Source organism: Pseudonocardia sediminis (genome assembly GCF_004217185.1).
Taxonomy (GTDB): Bacteria; Actinomycetota; Actinomycetes; order Mycobacteriales; family Pseudonocardiaceae; genus Pseudonocardia; species Pseudonocardia sediminis.
The window spans coordinates 1,419,279-1,434,934 of the sequence record NZ_SHKL01000001.1; the positions used below are offsets into that span (position 1 = coordinate 1,419,279).

At 73.6% G+C, this 15,656-nt stretch carries 15 protein-coding genes and 1 pseudogene; 6 read left to right on the forward strand and 10 right to left on the reverse strand.

Going from position 1 to position 15,656, the window contains the following annotated elements:
* Nucleotides 1–62 precede the first annotated feature (62 nt).
* The 3 genes from EV383_RS31055 (at nt 63) to EV383_RS06855 (ending at nt 1,799) form a co-directional block, all read left to right on the forward strand.
* Entirely contained in the window at nt 63–629 is a 567-nt protein-coding gene (locus tag EV383_RS31055) for a hypothetical protein (RefSeq protein ID WP_165438262.1), read from the forward strand.
* Nucleotides 630–684: 55 nt separating this feature from the next.
* Nucleotides 685–1,539 carry an HAD family hydrolase gene (locus tag EV383_RS06850; RefSeq protein WP_165438263.1) on the forward strand — a complete coding sequence of 285 codons (855 nt, stop codon included), beginning with the start codon at nt 685–687 and terminating at the stop codon, nt 1,537–1,539.
* 74 nt (nt 1,540–1,613) lie between these two features.
* Complete coding sequence (locus EV383_RS06855) at nt 1,614–1,799, forward strand: hypothetical protein (protein WP_130289121.1); 186 nt, start codon at nt 1,614–1,616, stop codon at nt 1,797–1,799.
* A gap of 25 nt (nt 1,800–1,824) precedes the next feature.
* Here the strand turns inward: EV383_RS06855 and EV383_RS06860 are convergent, their stop codons facing one another.
* The 3 genes from EV383_RS06860 to EV383_RS06870 form a co-directional block, all read right to left on the reverse strand.
* The gene (locus tag EV383_RS06860) at nt 1,825–2,970 is read right to left on the reverse strand and encodes an acyl-CoA dehydrogenase family protein (protein WP_130289122.1); all 1,146 of its coding nucleotides are present in this window, start codon (nt 2,968–2,970) and stop codon (nt 1,825–1,827) included.
* Between the two features lie 58 nt (nt 2,971–3,028).
* Nucleotides 3,029–3,922, reverse strand: coding sequence for a sucrase ferredoxin (locus EV383_RS06865; RefSeq protein ID WP_130289123.1), 894 nt, complete (start codon nt 3,920–3,922; stop codon nt 3,029–3,031).
* Between the two features lie 105 nt (nt 3,923–4,027).
* Nucleotides 4,028–5,662, reverse strand: coding sequence for an AMP-binding protein (locus EV383_RS06870; RefSeq protein ID WP_130289124.1), 1,635 nt, complete (start codon nt 5,660–5,662; stop codon nt 4,028–4,030).
* Between the two features lie 161 nt (nt 5,663–5,823).
* Here EV383_RS06870 and EV383_RS06875 point away from each other — a divergent pair, with 161 nt between their 5' ends.
* Nucleotides 5,824–6,036, forward strand: a complete 213-nt coding sequence (locus EV383_RS06875; RefSeq protein ID WP_130289125.1) for a hypothetical protein — start codon at nt 5,824–5,826, stop codon at nt 6,034–6,036.
* 253 nt (nt 6,037–6,289) lie between these two features.
* On the opposite strand, the pseudogene EV383_RS33250 reads toward EV383_RS06875, so the two are convergent.
* The 3 genes and pseudogenes from EV383_RS33250 to EV383_RS06890 form a co-directional block, all read right to left on the reverse strand.
* Nucleotides 6,290–7,110, reverse strand: a pseudogene (locus EV383_RS33250) (mannosyltransferase YkcB-related protein).
* 17 nt (nt 7,111–7,127) lie between these two features.
* Nucleotides 7,128–8,288, reverse strand: coding sequence for a fatty acid desaturase family protein (locus tag EV383_RS06885; protein WP_130289127.1), 1,161 nt, complete (start codon nt 8,286–8,288; stop codon nt 7,128–7,130).
* Nucleotides 8,289–8,307: 19 nt separating this feature from the next.
* Entirely contained in the window at nt 8,308–9,408 is a 1,101-nt protein-coding gene (locus EV383_RS06890) for a ferredoxin reductase (protein WP_130289128.1), read from the reverse strand.
* 265 nt (nt 9,409–9,673) lie between these two features.
* Here EV383_RS06890 and EV383_RS06895 point away from each other — a divergent pair, with 265 nt between their 5' ends.
* Nucleotides 9,674–10,429 carry a MerR family transcriptional regulator gene (locus EV383_RS06895; protein WP_165438264.1) on the forward strand — a complete coding sequence of 252 codons (756 nt, stop codon included), beginning with the start codon at nt 9,674–9,676 and terminating at the stop codon, nt 10,427–10,429.
* Here the strand turns inward: EV383_RS06895 and EV383_RS06900 are convergent.
* From EV383_RS06900 to EV383_RS06915, 4 genes are all read right to left on the reverse strand, one after another.
* Complete coding sequence (locus tag EV383_RS06900) at nt 10,377–11,918, reverse strand: sensor histidine kinase (protein ID WP_130289130.1); 1,542 nt, start codon at nt 11,916–11,918, stop codon at nt 10,377–10,379. The genes EV383_RS06895 and EV383_RS06900 overlap by 53 nt on opposite strands.
* Before the next feature lie 13 nt (nt 11,919–11,931).
* Nucleotides 11,932–12,684, reverse strand: coding sequence for a response regulator transcription factor (locus EV383_RS06905; RefSeq protein ID WP_130289131.1), 753 nt, complete (start codon nt 12,682–12,684; stop codon nt 11,932–11,934).
* Nucleotides 12,685–12,750: 66 nt separating this feature from the next.
* Nucleotides 12,751–13,500 (reverse strand): siderophore-interacting protein, encoded by a 750-nt coding sequence (locus EV383_RS06910; RefSeq protein WP_130289132.1) that lies wholly within the window; start codon nt 13,498–13,500, stop codon nt 12,751–12,753.
* Nucleotides 13,497–14,114, reverse strand: coding sequence for a TetR/AcrR family transcriptional regulator (locus EV383_RS06915; RefSeq protein ID WP_130289133.1), 618 nt, complete (start codon nt 14,112–14,114; stop codon nt 13,497–13,499). The genes EV383_RS06910 and EV383_RS06915 overlap by 4 nt, the downstream gene beginning before the upstream one ends.
* A 70-nt stretch (nt 14,115–14,184) precedes the next feature.
* Between EV383_RS06915 and EV383_RS06920 the strand changes: the two genes are divergently transcribed.
* Nucleotides 14,185–15,639, forward strand: a complete 1,455-nt coding sequence (locus tag EV383_RS06920) for a flavin-containing monooxygenase (protein ID WP_130289134.1) — start codon at nt 14,185–14,187, stop codon at nt 15,637–15,639.
* Nucleotides 15,640–15,656: the final 17 nt, after the last annotated feature.

The following is a 15,656-nucleotide window of genomic DNA, read 5'->3' on the forward strand; positions in this document are numbered from 1 at the left end:
CGGCCGCGTCGGTGGGGGTCACCCCGATCCTCTCCCGCTGCGCGACCGGAACAGGAGAAGTCATGTCCCCCTCCGAGACGGGCCCCGGCGAGCACCGAACCAGCCTGGAGCCCGCTGATCTCCCCGACGACGGCACCGGCCCGGACACACCCGACCTTGCTCCCGCCGGGCCCCGGGTCACGGTGCGGAGCCGTCGACGTCTGGCCGGTGGCGCGGCCGTCGGGATCGCCCTGCTCGGCCTGGTCGCGTGCGGCACGTCCCAGGGTGGGGCCGCCTCGACGTCCGGCACGTCCGGGACGGCGAGCGGGGCGGCCGCTCCCGGCGGCACCGCGAACGAGGCGCTGATGACGTGCCTGCAGGAGAACGGCGTCCCTGCCCCGCCCTCGGGTGGTGGTGAGGGAGGCGCGCCGGCGTCCGGCGCCGCCCCGGCCGACGGTTCGACCCCGCCCAGCGGCGCCCCGGACGCCGGTGGCCAGGCAGCGGGTGGTGGTCAGGACGCAGGGGGTCAGGCTGCAGGGGGTCAGGCGGGCACCGGGCAGGCGCCGCCCGGCGTCGACGCCACGGTGTGGGCGAAGGCCCAGGAGGCGTGCGCGTCGGTCGCGGCCACCGCCCCGACCTCGACCGGCTGATCCGCCCCGGCGGACGTCACACGCGGACGGCCGGGCCCGGCACTACGGTGGAGAGGTGCGACCTCTCGGCTGGCGTCCCCGTCTGGTCGCCCTGGACATCGACGGCACCGTCGTCCACGGTGCCTCCCCGCCCACCCCGAGGGTGAAGGACGCGATCGACCTCGCGGCCCGGCACGCCGAGGTCATGCTGTGCACCGGACGCACCGTCGTCGGGGTCGCGAAGGCCCTCGACGACCTCGGGATGACCCGCGGCACCACGCTGACCTCGAACGGCGCCGTGGAGCTCGACACCGCGACCCGCGAGGTGCGCACGGTCGTCCGCTTCGACGTCACCGACGCCCTGGCCCGCCTGCACGAGCGGTTCCCGGACGCGCACTTCGCGTCCGAGCACGTCGGCGTCGGGCAGCGGGTGAGCGCCCCGTTCCCGGACGGCATCCTGGCCGGCCGGGTGACCGAGGTCGGGGTGGCGGGGCTGCTGGCCGAGCCGTCGCCGAAGCTGATCATGTACTGGCCGGGGCGGACCCCGGCCGAGACCCGCGAGCGCGCGGCCGGCCTGGACCTCCCGGACGCCACACTCACGCTCGACCACGAGGTGCCGTGGGTGACGGTCGTCGCCGCGGGGGTGTCGAAGGCCTCCGGCCTGGCCCGGGTGGCGCAGCGGCTCGGGATCGACCGGGCCGACGTCCTCGCCGTCGGCGACGGCGACAACGACCGGGAGATGCTGCGCTGGGCCGGGCACGGCGTCGCGATGGGCCAGGCGCCCGACACGGTCCGCTCCGACGCCGACGAGGTGACCGCCCCCGTCACGGCCGACGGCCTGGCCGAGACCCTGGAACGCCTGTTCGTCCCCACCGGCGGCACGACCGCCGGTCCGATCGGGAGAACCGTTCGGAGTCCTGATGGATCGTGAGGGCTGACTCCCGGTCGACCCCGTCCTAGAGTCATTGTCAGATCAACGACAAGTCCGGCGGGGGTGGGATGTCGATGGCACGACACTGGGTTCAGGAGACACCGGCCGACGCCCGTCGGACGACGTGGTCGACCGCACCGGTCCCCGAGTTCCAGGACGGGACCGAGGACGGACCGGACGCCGAGGTCCACCCGATCGTCCCTGCCGCACGCCGGCCTGCACCGGCCGAGGTGCACTCCTCCGAGGCCGCCAGCGCCTGAGCCGGTTCCCGCCCCGCGAGGGCCCTCAGCGGCCCAGCGCCTCCAGCTGCGCCCGGCGCACCGGCTCGGTCTGGGCCTGCACCATGTGGAACGCGGCCTCACGCGCCCAGCGCTGCTCGGGGCTCGTGGCCAGCAGCGCCGACCCGGACCGCGCCGCGACCAGGGCCTGCGCCGCACGCACGGTCAGCGCGCCGAGCTCCCCGCGCAGCGCGACCCGTTCGCGCACCCGCTCGTGCAACGGCACCCCGGTGAGCAGCGCGTAGGCCTCGGCCCGCCGTTCGACGGCCACGCCCGCCAGCTCCGTGGCCAGCTCGGAGGCCTCCGGACGGTCCCGCTCCCGGCCCAGGGCGTCGAGCTCGGTCAGGACGCGGCGCAGCAGCCCCATCGACGCCGGGGTCGTGTTCGCGGTGCGGGCCAGGTCCTGCTCGCGGAACCCGGCGCCCCGCACGTCGGCCAGGACGTCGTCGGCCGCGACGGCCAGGTCGTCGAACTCCAGTGCCACGGTCCGCGTGCCGCCCATGACGGTCAGCGGCAGCGGCTCCCCGGCGCGCAGCCCGGGCGCGGAGCGGGCCGGGACGAGCACGAACAGGTACCGGTCGTCCGCGGTCGTGGCGCCGATCATCACCAGGTCGACCAGGCCCCAGCCGGTGCACCAGTCGGCGCGCCCGCGCAGGCGCCAGCCCGTCCCTTCCGGCTCCGCGGTGACGGCCGGCCGTCCCGGGCGGCGCAGGTGCGCGACGGCGATCCCGGCCTTCTCCCGTGCGCTCGCCAGACCGGTGCGGTGGCGTTCCGCGGCCGGGCCCAGCACGACGTCGCCGTCGTCGAGACCCCGGGGGCCGCCGCGGGAGAACTGCTGCGGGGTGCGGTGCTGGGTGCCGACGAACCAGGTCGCCGCGCACGTCCCGGCCAGCAGCTCCACGACCTCGGCCTCGACCCGCGGCGTGCCGCCGAACCCGCCCTCGTCCTCCGGCATCGTCACGCTGATGAGCCCGGCCCCGGCCACCCGGCCCAACGCCGATGCGGTCACCCCGCGGGCCGGGTCGTCGGCCTCGACGGCGTGCGGCGCGAGCACGTCGTCGCAGATCGTGCGGGCGGCGGCGACGGCCGGGTGCGCGGCGAGCTCCGGCGACGGTGCGAACAGATCGACGACGGGGGAGTGGGTCGCGGTCACCCGGTCACCTTCGCACGATCATCCGCGCGCGGTGGTCCAGGACGGAGCGGGCGGTGGCTCAGGACAGGAGCTGCGGCGGCCCGGCGACCAGCGGCGTGACCGGCTCCAGCGCGGCACCGCAGGACGGCGGGCGGGCGTCGGTGCCGGTGTCCACCCGCACGTCGACGGCCCAGTGGCGGCCCTGCGGGTCGCGTACCTCGACCAGCCCCGGACCGTCGACGGCGTCGACGACCAGACCGGTCGCGTCCCGGATCCCGGTGTGCTCCCGCACGGCGATCTCGGCGACCTGAGGGACCGGCTCGAGCCCGACGTGCCCGCGGCAGTCCCTGACCTCGACCTCGCCCAGGCCGGCGGCCTTGCTCGCCTGGATCGCGCTGGACGCGTCGAGGCGCCCGTAGGCGTACCCGGTCGGCAGCACCAGCGCCGTCGGCGCGAAGCGGTGCCCGCCGAGGTGGGTGCACTCCCACACGTCGACGGAGGACTCGGCCTCGACGACGCTCGCGGCCAGGGCGCGTCCGCGAACGGCGCAGCAGACGTCGCGACGCCCGTGCGCGCACACCAGCAGCAGCGGGTCGACGACCGGCTCGCCGGCGGACAGGTCGAACGACACCCGGTCGAGGTCCTCGGGACCGCGCACCGTCGTCCGCACTACGCGGGACCGTCCCGGGGCGAGGTCGGCGACGAACACCGCGCGCTCGCTCTCGGTCTCCCGCCCGCGACGGCCCGGACGGCGGATCAGCAGCAGGATCACGCCCTCGGCGCGCAGACGCCCGGCGAGCCCGGCGACGGCCTCGTCGGGGTGTTCGGCCACCCGCGGCGGCCACATCCCGACGTGCTCGACGGCGATCACCCGGCGCATCGCGGGGGCGGACCCGGCGAGCGGCTCCCCGGCGTCCCGGCTCAGCGCGGCGCAGCCTCGCACCGCGATGTCGCCCAGAACGCCTGCCGTCATCGATACAGTCTAGGCAAGGACAGCCTCAGCTCAACCGGAGACCTCTGATTTACGCCATCCGAGGGACCGGCCGGCCGGGTCGTTCCGGGACCCACTGCCCGGGATCTATTGCCCCGGGAGCTCCTTGCGCAGCACCTTCCCGGTCTGGTTGCGGGGCAGCTCGTCGAGGAAGTGCACGTCGCGCGGGATCGCGAACTTCGCCAGGTCGGCCCGGACGAGCTCGCGGACGGCGTCCTCGTCGAGCGTGGATCCCTCGGCGCGGACGACGTAGGCCGCGAGCCGCTGGCCGAACTGCTCGTCGTCGACCCCGAGCACCGCCACCTCGCGCACGCCCTCGGCGTTCGCGATCAGGTCCTCGACCGGTCCCGGGTGCACGTTCTCCCCACCGGAGACGATCATGTCGTCGGCCCGGCCGGTGAGGTGCAGCCGGCCCTCGTCGTCGAGGTGCCCGACGTCGCCGGTGCCGAGCAGGCCGTCGCGGACCTCCAGCTCGCTCTCACCACCGGTGTAGCCGTCGAAGGGCAGGTCGTTGCCGACGAACACGCGTCCCTCGACGCCCGGCCCGACCGGCTGGTCGTCCTCGCCCAGGATGATCAGGGTGGTCCCGGCCGGGGCGCGCCCCGCGGTGCCCGGGGCGTCGCGCAGGTCGGCCGGCCCGGCGATCGAGACCCACGAGACCTCGGTGGAGCCGTAGAGGTTGTAGAGGCAGTCGCCGAAGCGGTCCATGAAGCTCAGCGCCTGCGCGGCCGGCAGCGCCGAGCCGCTGACGGCGACGATCCTCGGGCGGTGCGGACCGGCCCAGCCGCCCGACTCTCCGACGTGCTCGAGCACCCGCTGCAGCATCACCGGCACCGCGAAGATCGTCGTGGCACGACGGCGCTCGACGACGTCGAGAAACGCCCGCGGCTCGAACTTCCTCTGGAGCACGACCGTCGAGCCGTGCAGGGAGGCGAGCAGCAGCGCGGCGTTGCCCCAGGTGTGGAACAGCGGCGCGGCGATCAGGACCGGCTCGCCGGCCTTCAGCGGGATCGCGGACAGGATCGACGCGGCCGGCGCGAGGCTGGACGGGTGCGGGCGCTTGGCACCCTTCGGCGTGCCCGTGGTGCCCGAGGTCAGGACGATCATCTTGCTGCGCTCGGGCTTGAACGGCAGCTCCGCGGGCCCGCCGGACTCCGCCAGCGCGTTCAGGGTGCCGGGACCGTCGCCGTCGGTGCGGACGACCTGCGGCCCGTCCGGGACGATGTCGAGGAAGTCGGCGTCGGTGACGATCGTGTGGAGCTTCTGCTGGTCGGCCACTCCGCGCATCTGCTCGGCGGACAGGCCGGTGTTGAGCAGTACGACGTCCGCTCCGGCCTTGCCGGCCGCGACCATCACCTCGATCGGGGCCCGGTGGTTGCGGCACAGGATGCCGACGGTCCCGCCCGGTGCGGCTCCGGAGGCGAGCAACGCCGCCGCGATCCGGTCGGTCCGGGCGTCGAGCTCGGCGTAGGTTTCGACGCCGTCGTCGTCGACCACGGCGAGCCGGTACGGGTGACGTGCCGCTCCGACGCAGAACGCCGCGGTCGCGCTGTGCCCGTAGCGGACCAGGGCCTTGCCCATCCCGTAGAGCCGCTCCGGGCGGATCGGGCGGACGACGCCGGAGCGGGTCAGGGCGATCGCCGCGCGGGCGGTACCGGTGCCGATCTCGAGTGCCGAGCGGGCGGCGTCGGCGATGGATCCGGGCATCGAGGACGGGGCCATGGAGGCAGTCTGTCAGTGCCGCAGGCGATCATGTGGACGCCGGGTAGTCGATCTGTGCCGGACGTCACGGCGGATGACCATAATGTTTCGCACCGTGACGACGATGTGACTGATGGCGGGTCCACCGGTCCGCCGTCGCGTCACGACCGTCGGGGACCTCGATGCGCCTGTACCTTGCCTCCACCACCACGACCAGCTCCGCGCGCCGCCGCGGCGGCTCCGTCCTCACCCGCGCCACGCGCCCGGTGAAGGGCATGCCCGCCTTCGGTCCGGTCGCGGACACCTGCCGCTGCGGCGCCGACCGCTCGGCCACCGCCCGGACCCGCCCGTGGCGGGACTGTCCGGACTGCACCCCGGTCCGCGCCTCGCGCTGACCCGCACGACCACTCGGGCCCGGTAGCCCTCCCGCAGGAGGACGACCGGGCCTTCGTCGTCCCGGTAGCGTGCCCGGGTGTCGCTGACGTGGGAAGCGCTGACCGTCGACGCTCGTGACCCGTGATGACGGCCCTCTTCGGCCGCGGGTCCCGGCCGGCCCGTCCGGCACGCGGTGAGATGACGTCCATGGCGTTCCGGTCGAGCCGGAGAGCCATGAACGTCATCTCACCTGCGGTCCTGACGCGTCGGGGATCAGCTCGTCGGCCGGGTCAGGTCGTAGACGGTCTGCCCGCCGACGGTCGTCGCCGTGTAGTGCGCCTGCACCCAGGCGGTGATCTGGGAGCCGACGCCGTCCTCGCCACCCTGGCCGCCACCACCCTGGCCGCCGCCGCTGACGAAGTAGTGGATCCGCCCGTCGGCGGCGTAGGCCTGGAACTGGGCCAGCGTGGGGAGGAGTCGGTGCCGGTGAACCCGCCGATGGCCATCACCGCGATGCTGCTGTCCGAGCTGGACAGTTCCAGCGACGCGGCCGTCTGCGAGCCGACGGTCGCCGCGGCCCACGTGGTGTCCGCGTTCTCCAGCAGCGTGGTCGGCTCGGCGCTGGTGGCCTCCTCGCCACCGCCACCGGGGTCGCCACCCTGCGCGGCGTCGGTCGCCGTGGCAGCGGCCGTCGTCGCGGTGCCCGTGGTCGTCGCGGCCGTGCCCGACGCACCGTCGCGGCTCGGGGAGCGCCGTCGCCTCCGGGTCTGCCGCCCTGCCCGCCACCACCGGGACCACCGGTGCTCCCCGCGACCGTCGGTCCGGCGACGGGCGTGGAGCCGGTGTGCGCGGTCAGTGCGGTCTGCACCGAGTCGGCCGCGGGTGCGGCGAGCGAGGCGACCAGCGCGACGCCGACCGCGATCCCGGCCCAGCGGTTCCGGGACAGCGGGACCAGCAGGACGCGGGAACGGAGCGAGGATGTGGGCCGGCCCGGTCGGCGAGAGGGGGGTACGCGCCGACCGGGCCGGTGTCCGGCTGCGGGCATGCAGCCGGCTCTCACCGGGGTGGTGCGCATGTGGACGGGGGTTCCACACGCGCGCCCCGGGAGCTTCTAGGCGACCGCGGCACCGTCCCGGGCGCCGGAGCGGCGCCGGACGAGACCGCGCGCCTGCCGACGACGTTCCGCCGCGGCCAGCCCGCGCTGCGGCAGCGACAGCCGCCAGATCGAGCGGGTGGCCTGCCAGAACTGCCGCGGGAACGGGCCCGTGGTGTAAGGCAGGTCGTACTTCTCGCACAGCGCCCGGACCTTCTCGGCGATCTCGGGGTAGCGGTTCGAAGGCAGGTCCGGGAACAGGTGGTGCTCGATCTGGTAGCCGAGGCTGCCCGACATCACGTGCATGACCCTGCCGCCGTGGAAGTTGGCCGACCCGAGCAGCTGGCGCAGGTACCACTCGCCGCGCGTCTCGTCGTCGAGCTCGTCCTCGGTGAACACCTCGGCGCCGTCCGGGAAGTGCCCGCAGAAGATGATCGCGTAGGACCAGATGTTGCGGACGACGTTCGCGGTCGCGTTCGCGGCGATCGTGGACAGGAACGCCGGGCCGGTGAGCATCGGGAACAGCAGGTAGTCCTTGCTCATCTGGCGCGCGTGCTTGCGCCCGACGTCGGCGAGCTTGCGCCGGAACTCCGCCGGGTCCTCGACGTTGAGCTTCGCCAGGTTGTCGATGTCCAGGTCGTGCAGCGACACCCCGTGCTCGAACAGCAGCATGAGCAGGAAGTTCACGACCGGCTGTGTGAGGTAGTACGGGTGCCACGGCTGGTCGGAGCGGACGCGCAGGATCTCGTACCCGACGTCCTTGTCCTTGCCGATCACGTTCGTATAGGTGTGGTGCAGGTAGTTGTGCGAATGCCGCCACTGGTCGGCCGGGCACACGTTGTCCCACTCCCACGTCGACGATTGGATCTCCGGATCGTTCATCCAGTCCCACTGGCCGTGCATGACGTTGTGGCCGATCTCCATGTTCTCGAGGACCTTCGCCACGGCCAGCATCGCCGTCCCCGCGACCCACAGCGGGGGGATCCGGCTGCCGAACAGCGCGACCCGCGCGGCCACGTTCAGCCGCCGCTGCATGGTGATGATCGTCCGGATGTAGTCGGCGTCGGACTGGCCGCGCGACTCCTCCACGTCGCGCCGGATCGCGTCGAACTCCCGTCCGAGAGCCTCCACGTCCGCCTCGGTGAGGTGGGCGAACTCCTTGACGTCGGCGATGGCCACGCAGGTTCCTCCGGATCTCTCAGATGTCGATCACGCAGTCGCCGGCCGCGGCCGTGACGCACGTCTGGATCTTGTCGGTCGGGGTGCCGCCGTCATTACGGGTCTCGGTGCCGTCGCGCAGGTCGCGGACGGCGCCCGAGCGCAGCGGGACGACGCAGGTGTGACAGATGCCCATCCGGCAGCCGTAGGGCAGCGACAGCCCGGCCTTCTCCCCGGCCTCGAGCAGGGTGGTCGCGCCGTCGACGTCGACGCTGGTCCCGGAGCCGGAGAAGGTGACGGTGCCGCCCTCGGCCTCGACCCCGGACAGGTCCGCGGAGAACCGCTCGATGTGCAGGTGCTCCTCGACGCCGGCGTCGGCCCAGGCCTGCTCGGCGTCGTCCAGCATCGCCGACGGCCCGCACGCCCAGGCCTGCCGCTCCCGCCAGTCCGGGCACACGTCGTCGAGACGGGTCAGGTCGAGCCGTCCCGAGGTGGCCGTGTGGTGGTGGCGCACGGTCAGGCCGGGGTGGCGACCGGCGAGCGCGTCGAGCTCCTCGGCGAAGATCACCGACTCACGGTCCGGGGCGGTGTGCACGGCGACCACGTCGGGCATCGTGCCGCGCCGGTCGAGCGTGCGCAGCATGGCCATGATCGGGGTGATGCCGCTGCCGCCGGTCACGAACAGGATCTTCGACGGCGGCGGGTCGGGCAGCACGAAGTCGCCGCGGGGCGCGGCGAGGCGGACCAGGGTCCCGGGCTCGACGCCGCCGACGAGGTGCCGGGACAGGAAGCCCTCCGGCATCGCCTTCACCGTGACCGAGATGTGGCCCTGGTCGCGCTTGGGCGGCGAGGTCAGCGAGTAGGAGCGCCAGTGGTACCGGCCGTCGACCTGGACCGCGATCCCGACGTACTGGCCCGGCTGATGGTCGAACGCCCAGCCCCAGCCCGGCTTGATCACCAGGGTGACCGCGTCGTCGGTCTCCGGGACGACCTTCACCACGCGCCCGCGCAGCTCACGTGCCGACCAGAGCGGGTTGAGCAGCAGCAGGTAGTCGTCGGGCAGCAACGGGGTGGTGAACCGGGCCGCGGTCCGGCGCAGCCGGCGCGTACCGCGCGGTAACCGGGCCGTCGGACTGCTCATCGAGTTGCCCTCGTCTCACGGGGGAGAAGTGACGCTTCTGTTGCGCGGACAGTACTATCCATGACGAGGTCGATGTCAACGTGGAGGAAGGCGAGCGCTATGAGCTGCAGGAACAGGGTCTGGGTCGGAACGTCGTCGACGACGCGATCATGAGACATCAGGTCATGTCGACATCATGTTGAATGGACCCGGCGGCCATCGTGGACGGTGCGGTCCCACCATCTCGCGACATCCGGTCAGGTTCGCGCGGATAGGGTCTGCCCCGATGAGCGAGACGGGCGACGAGTTCACGATCGACGGTCTGGCGGCGCGGGCCGGCATGACCGTCCGCAACGTGCGCGCACACCTGTCCCGTGGGCTGCTCCCGGCCGGTGAGCTGCGGGGCCGCACGGCCTACTACACGACCACGCATCTGGCCCGTCTCGAGCTCATCTCCGGGCTGCAACGGCGTGGGTTCTCCCTCGCCGCGATCGGCGTACTGATCAACCAGACGTCGTCGGGCGGTGCCGAGGAGGCGCTGCGCCTCTACCGGGGGATGCTCGCGCCCTGGGAGCCCGAGAAGCCGGTGGAGATGGCGGCGGAGGAGTTCCCCGGCTGGCTCGGGGTGACCCTCCCGGACGGTGCCCTGGACGAGCTGCGCACCTCCGGGCTGATCGAGGAGACCGGCCACGGCCGGCTGCGGGTGATGAACCCCGGCCTGGTCATGGCCGGTGCGCAGGCGGTGGCGATCGGCGTCCCGGCCGCGGCGGTGCTCGAGGTGGGCCTCTCCCTGGAGGACCGCACGCGCGGTATCGCGGAGCTGTTCGTCGCGATGTTCCGTGACCACCTGTGGAACCCGCACGTGGCCGCGGGTCTGCCGCGCGACGGGGGTGCGGAGGTCCGGACCGCCGTCGAGGCGCTGCAGCCGGTGGCCACCCAGGCGTTGCTCGCGGCGTTCCGCTCCACCATGCAGCAGACGATGGACTCCTTCATCGCAGAGCTGTCCGAGGATCTCGTGCCGCGGGACCGTCGGGAGAAGTAGCCGTACCCGGGGGAGTCCCCGGCAGCCGCACCGTGAACGTGGTGCGCCCCGGGCCGCTGTCCACCGCGACCGTCCCGTGGTGGGCGGAGACGACCGCGGACACGATCGCCAGGCCCAGCCCGGTGCTCGGGGTGTCGTTGCCGGCGCGGGTCCGCGACGCCTCGCCGCGGGCGAACCGCTCGAACACCCGGGGCAGCACCTCCGGCGCGATCCCCGGCCCGGAGTCGGTCACCGTCAGGGTCGCCCCGCCGCCCGGGTCGGTGGCCAGCCCGACCGTCACCGTCGTGCCCTCCGGGGTGTGGGTGCGGGCGTTGGCCAGCAGGTTCGTCACCACCTGGGCCAGCCGGCCTGCGTCACCGTCGACGGTGACCGGCTCGTCGGGCAGGTCCGGCACCCAGCGGTGCGCGGGCCCGGCGACGTGGGCGTCCCCGACGGCGTCGAGCACCAGGCGGGTGAGGTCGACCGTCGCCCGCTCCAGGGGCCGTCCGGCGTCCAGGCGGGCCAGCAGCAGCAGGTCCTCGACGAGCGTCGACATCCGCTCGGCCTGGGAGGAGATCCGCACCAGCGCGTGCGCGGTGCCCGGGGGCACCGGGTCCCGCTCGCGCCGGGACAGCTCGGCGTAGCCGCGGATCGCGGCCAGCGGGGTGCGCAGCTCGTGGCTGGCGTCGGCGACGAAGCGCCGCAGCCGCGTCTCCGAGTCCTGACGCGCGGCGAGCGCGCCCTCGACGTTGTCCAGCATCCGGTTCAGCGCCGTGCCGACCTGCCCGACCTCGGTGCGCGGGTCCGGGTCCGGGACGCGGGCGGCCAGGTGCACCTCGCCGCGGTCCAGCGGCAGTGCGCCGACCTGCCCGGCGACGCCGGCGACCCGCTCCAGCGGGCGCAGCTCGCGGCGGACCAGCACCGTCGCCGCGACCCCGGCGACGATCACCGCGCCGCCCAGGACGACGACCTCGATCAGGACCAGCCGCCCGACGACGTCCGAGACGTCGTCGTTCGGGCGGCCCAGCACGTAGGTCAGCCCGTCGGACCCGACGACGGCGTCCACCCGGTACTCGACGCCGGAGAGCTCGAGATCCTGCGGCTGGTCGTCCGGGGCGACGGCGGCGAGGCGCGCCAGGTCCGACGCCGGGATGTCGGCGCGGACGCCGCCCTGGTCGATGAGCTCGGCGCGGGTCACCGTGCCGTCGCGCACGACCGCACCGATCGACCCCGGTCCCTGCGGACCGAGGAACGACCCGTTGAAGGGGCGCCCGTCGGAGCCGCCGGGGTCGAGGTCCGGGGGCGGGCGCAGCTGCCCGGTGCCGGACTTCTCGAAGCGGTCCACCGACATCGCGACCTCGCGGTCCTGGCGGCCGTCGAGGAAGTGCTGCAGCGAGATCGAGGTCGCCACCCCGATCGCGACGCAGGCGAGTGTGAACAGCAGCAGCACGGTGATCACCAGCCGGGCGCGCAGCGAGCGGACCCGCCCGGCGACCCGCGCCGTCACCACGGTGCGACCGCCGTCATTCGCTCGCGGGGCGCAGGACGTAGCCGGCCCCGCGCACCGTGTGGATCATCGGGGCGCGACCGGCGTCGATCTTCTTGCGCAGGTAGGAGACGTAGAGCTCGACCACGTTGGACTGGCCGCCGAAGTCGTAGTGCCAGACCCGGTCGAGGATCTGGGCCTTGCTCAGCACGCGCTTGGGGTTGCGCATCAGGAACCGCAGCAGCTCGAACTCGGTCGCCGTCAGCTCGATCGGGGAGTCCCCGCGGCGGACCTCGTGCCCGTCCTCGTCCATCACCAGGTCGCCGACGGCGAGCTCGCCGTCGTGCTTCGCCGCCGCCATCCCGGCGCGGCGCAGCAGCCCGCGCAGCCGCGCGACGAGCTCCTCCAGGCTGAACGGCTTCGTCACGTAGTCGTCGCCGCCCGCGGTGAGCCCGGCGACGCGGTCCTCCACGGCGTCGCGCGCGGTCAGGAACAGCACCGGCACCTCGGGGACGTCGGCGCGCATCCGGCGCAGCACCTCGAACCCGTCGAGGTCGGGCAGCATGACGTCGAGGACGACGGCGTCCGGGCGGAACTCGCGGGCGTGGCGGACCGCGGTGAGCCCGTCGGCGGCGGTGCGGACCTCCCAGCCCTCGTAGCGCAGGGCCATCGAGAGCAGGTCGGACAGCGTCGACTCGTCGTCCACGACGAGCACGCGGATGGGGCTGCCGTCCGCACGCTGCAGGGACGCCTCGCGTGCGTTCGGTCCGCGTTCGCTCACCTCGGTCATGCTAGACAGCACACTCCTCGACCCTGTGCGTGAGCTGTGCGCGCCCTGTAGCGGCTCTGTGGGTGCCTACCGGGCCCGCCAGTACCCCGTCGCGTAGACGGCGCGGCGGTCCAGGCCGCGGTCGTCGATCAGGTGCGAGCGCAGGTCCTTCACCGCCGCCGACTCGCCGGAGAGCCACGCCTGGCCCCGGCCGGTGGGCAGCTCCGCGGCGCGCACCGCCGCGACCAGCGGTGCTCCGGCCGGCTCGTCGCCGCGGTGCACCCACGTCACCTGCGCCGGACCGGGGAGATCCTGCTCCTCGCCCGCGTCGGCGACCTCGATCAACGCCCGGACGGGGACCTCGGGGCCGTCGGCGAGGGTCTCCAGGACCGTCGCGACGGCGGGCAGCGCGGACTCGTCGCCGATCACGACGTGGAACGCCGCATCCGGGTCCGGGGTCCAGCGCCCGCCCGGCTCGGACACCCCGACCCAGCTGCCCGGGGCCGCCTCCTGCGCCCAGGCCGCGGCCGGCCCGTGCCCGGCGTGCACGACGAAGTCGACGTCGAGCTCACCGGTGGCCTCGTCGAAGCGGCGCACGGTGTAGGTGCGGATCGCCGGGCGCGCCTCGCCGGCCGGCCACACCGGCCCGCCGGTGCTCGCGCGGGGGACGGCTGGGCGGTCCTGACCCTCGACGGGGAAGAACATCTTGATCCGGCGGTCAGGGCCGTGGCCGGGGAAGCCGGCGAGCTCGTCGCCGGTCAGCGTCACGCGGATCATCCCCGGCGTGACCCGCGTCGTACGCCGGACCTGGAGCAGTCGTGGTGCGGTGGAGGTCATGGTGCGGGAGATTGTCCCGCACGGTCCCCGGCCAGCCCCGTCCAGACCACGTCCATCACGTACTCGGTGGCCTGCTCGCTCGTCACGCGCGAGTCCTGCCCCCGCCAGACGGCCAGTCGCTCGCACGCGCCGACGATCACCTGGGCCCACCCGGTGAGCCGGGCCTCGTCGGTCTCCGGGGACTGGGCGCGCAGCAGGGTCGCGATGAAGTCGGTCTGTTGGGCGCGGACCTCCTCGAGCGCGTCCGCCCCGACCCGGGCCTCGGAGTAGAGGAGGTTCCACTCCGCGGCGCGCTGGTCGAGGTGGTCGAAGAACGCCCGGGTGCCGCGGCGCAGCATGTCCTCCGGGGTGCTCGCGCCCGCCGCGGCGGCCGTCGTCGCGTCGAGCAGCTCCGTGCGGGCCCGGCTGATGCAGGCCAGCAGCAGGCCCTCCTTGGAGCCGAAGTGCGTGTAGAGCACCGGCTTCGTGACGCCGACCCGTTCGGCGACGGTGTCCATCGAGGCGTGGGCGTACCCGTACTCGCTGAACAGGTCCACCGCCGCGTCGAGGATCTGCCGCTCACGCTGGGAGCGGCTGACCCGGCGACGGGTCCCGCCGGACGGGCTGGACGACACCCGCGGACCGTACCGGAGGTAGGTTACCCGTGGTAGGTTACCGCCGGTAACACCTACGGGAGGAGCGGGGATGGACAGGTCCGTGGACACGGTCGTCGTCGGCAGCGGGTTCGCCGGTCTCGGCGCCGCGGTGAAGCTCGACGAGGACGGCCGCCGCGACTGGGTGATGCTGGAGAAGGGCGATTCGCTCGGCGGCACCTGGCGCGACAACGTCTACCCGGGCTGCGCCTGCGACGTGGAGTCGCACCTGTACTCGTTCTCGTTCTTCCCGAACAGCGAGTGGACGCGCACGTTCGCCCGTCAGGCCGAGATCCGCTCCTACCTCGAGGATGTCGCGGACCGCTACCGGCTGCGCGACCGCATCCGCTTCGGCGTCACCGTCGCCGGCGCCGAGTGGGACGGCGAGGGCTGGGACGTGCGCCTGGCCGACGGCGAGACGATCCGCGCCCGCTACGTCGTGTTCGGCACCGGCGCGCTGCACGAGCCGAGCGTCCCGGAGATCGAGGGACTGGACCGCTTCACCGGCTCCGTCTTCCACTCCGCGCAGTGGGACCACGGCCGCGACCTGACCGGCCGCAGGGTCGCCGTGATCGGCACCGGCGCCAGCGCCATCCAGTTCGTGCCGGCGATCGCGCCGCAGGTCCAGGCGCTGACGCTGTTCCAGCGCACCGCGCCGTGGGTGCTGCCCAAGCCGGACAAGCCGATCAGCGAGCGCACCCGGCGGATCTTCCGGCGTGTCCCGCTCGTCCGGGCGGCCTACCGGGCGTCGTTGTACTGGCGGCACGAGGCGTTCGTGCTCGGGTTCCTGCACCCGGCCGTCATGAAGGCCGCGCAGCGGATCGGGCAGCTCTACCTGCGCAAGGCCTTCGCCGGTGACGCGGAGCTGCGCAAGAAGGTCACGCCGACGTTCACCATGGGCTGCAAGCGCGTCCTGATGAGCAACGACTACTACCCGGCGCTGCGCCGCGACAACGTCGCCGTGGAGACCGGCCGGATCACCCGGATCACCGAGCGCGGCGTCGTGACCGACGACGGCGTCGAGCACGAGGTCGACACGATCATCTTCGGCACCGGGTTCGCCGTCGGTGACGGGATGAGCCGGATGGCGGTCACCGGCCGCGACGGCGTCAAGCTCACCGACGCCTGGCGCGACGGCTCGCAGGCCCTGCTCGGTACGACGATCGCCGGGTTCCCGAACCTGTTCACGATCGTCGGTCCGAACACCGGCCTGGGTCACAGCTCGATGGTGCTGATGGTCGAGTCGCAGGTGAACTACGTCCTCGACGCGATGCGCACGGTCGACACCCACCGCGCCGTCGCGATCGACACCCGTCAGGAGTCGCAGGACGAGTTCAACGCCGACATCCAGCGCCAGCTGGAGAAGGCCGTCTGGAGCCGGGGCGGCTGCGCCAGCTGGTATCTCGACGAGCACGGCCGCAACCGCACGCTCTGGCCCGGCTACACGTTCACGTTCCGGCGCCGGACGCGGCGGATCGACCCGTCACACCACGAGCTGATCGCCTGACCGGCGTAGTTTCGGGC

Excerpts from the sequence above, each read along its gene's own strand:
- EV383_RS31055 (WP_165438262.1), top strand. The coding sequence starts at position 63 with ATGTCCCCCTCCGAGACGGGCCCCGGCGAGCACCGAACCAGCCTGGAG.
- EV383_RS06855 (WP_130289121.1), top strand. The coding sequence starts at position 1,614 with ATGGCACGACACTGGGTTCAGGAGACACCGGCCGACGCCCGTCGGACG.
- EV383_RS06865 (WP_130289123.1), bottom strand. The coding sequence starts at position 3,922 with ATGACGGCAGGCGTTCTGGGCGACATCGCGGTGCGAGGCTGCGCCGCG.
- EV383_RS06870 (WP_130289124.1), bottom strand. The coding sequence starts at position 5,662 with ATGGCCCCGTCCTCGATGCCCGGATCCATCGCCGACGCCGCCCGCTCG.
- EV383_RS06875 (WP_130289125.1), top strand. The coding sequence starts at position 5,824 with ATGCGCCTGTACCTTGCCTCCACCACCACGACCAGCTCCGCGCGCCGC.
- EV383_RS06890 (WP_130289128.1), bottom strand. The coding sequence starts at position 9,408 with ATGAGCAGTCCGACGGCCCGGTTACCGCGCGGTACGCGCCGGCTGCGC.
- EV383_RS06895 (WP_165438264.1), top strand. The coding sequence starts at position 9,674 with ATGAGCGAGACGGGCGACGAGTTCACGATCGACGGTCTGGCGGCGCGG.
- EV383_RS06905 (WP_130289131.1), bottom strand. The coding sequence starts at position 12,684 with ATGACCGAGGTGAGCGAACGCGGACCGAACGCACGCGAGGCGTCCCTG.
- EV383_RS06910 (WP_130289132.1), bottom strand. The coding sequence starts at position 13,500 with ATGACCTCCACCGCACCACGACTGCTCCAGGTCCGGCGTACGACGCGG.
- EV383_RS06920 (WP_130289134.1), top strand. The coding sequence starts at position 14,185 with ATGGACAGGTCCGTGGACACGGTCGTCGTCGGCAGCGGGTTCGCCGGT.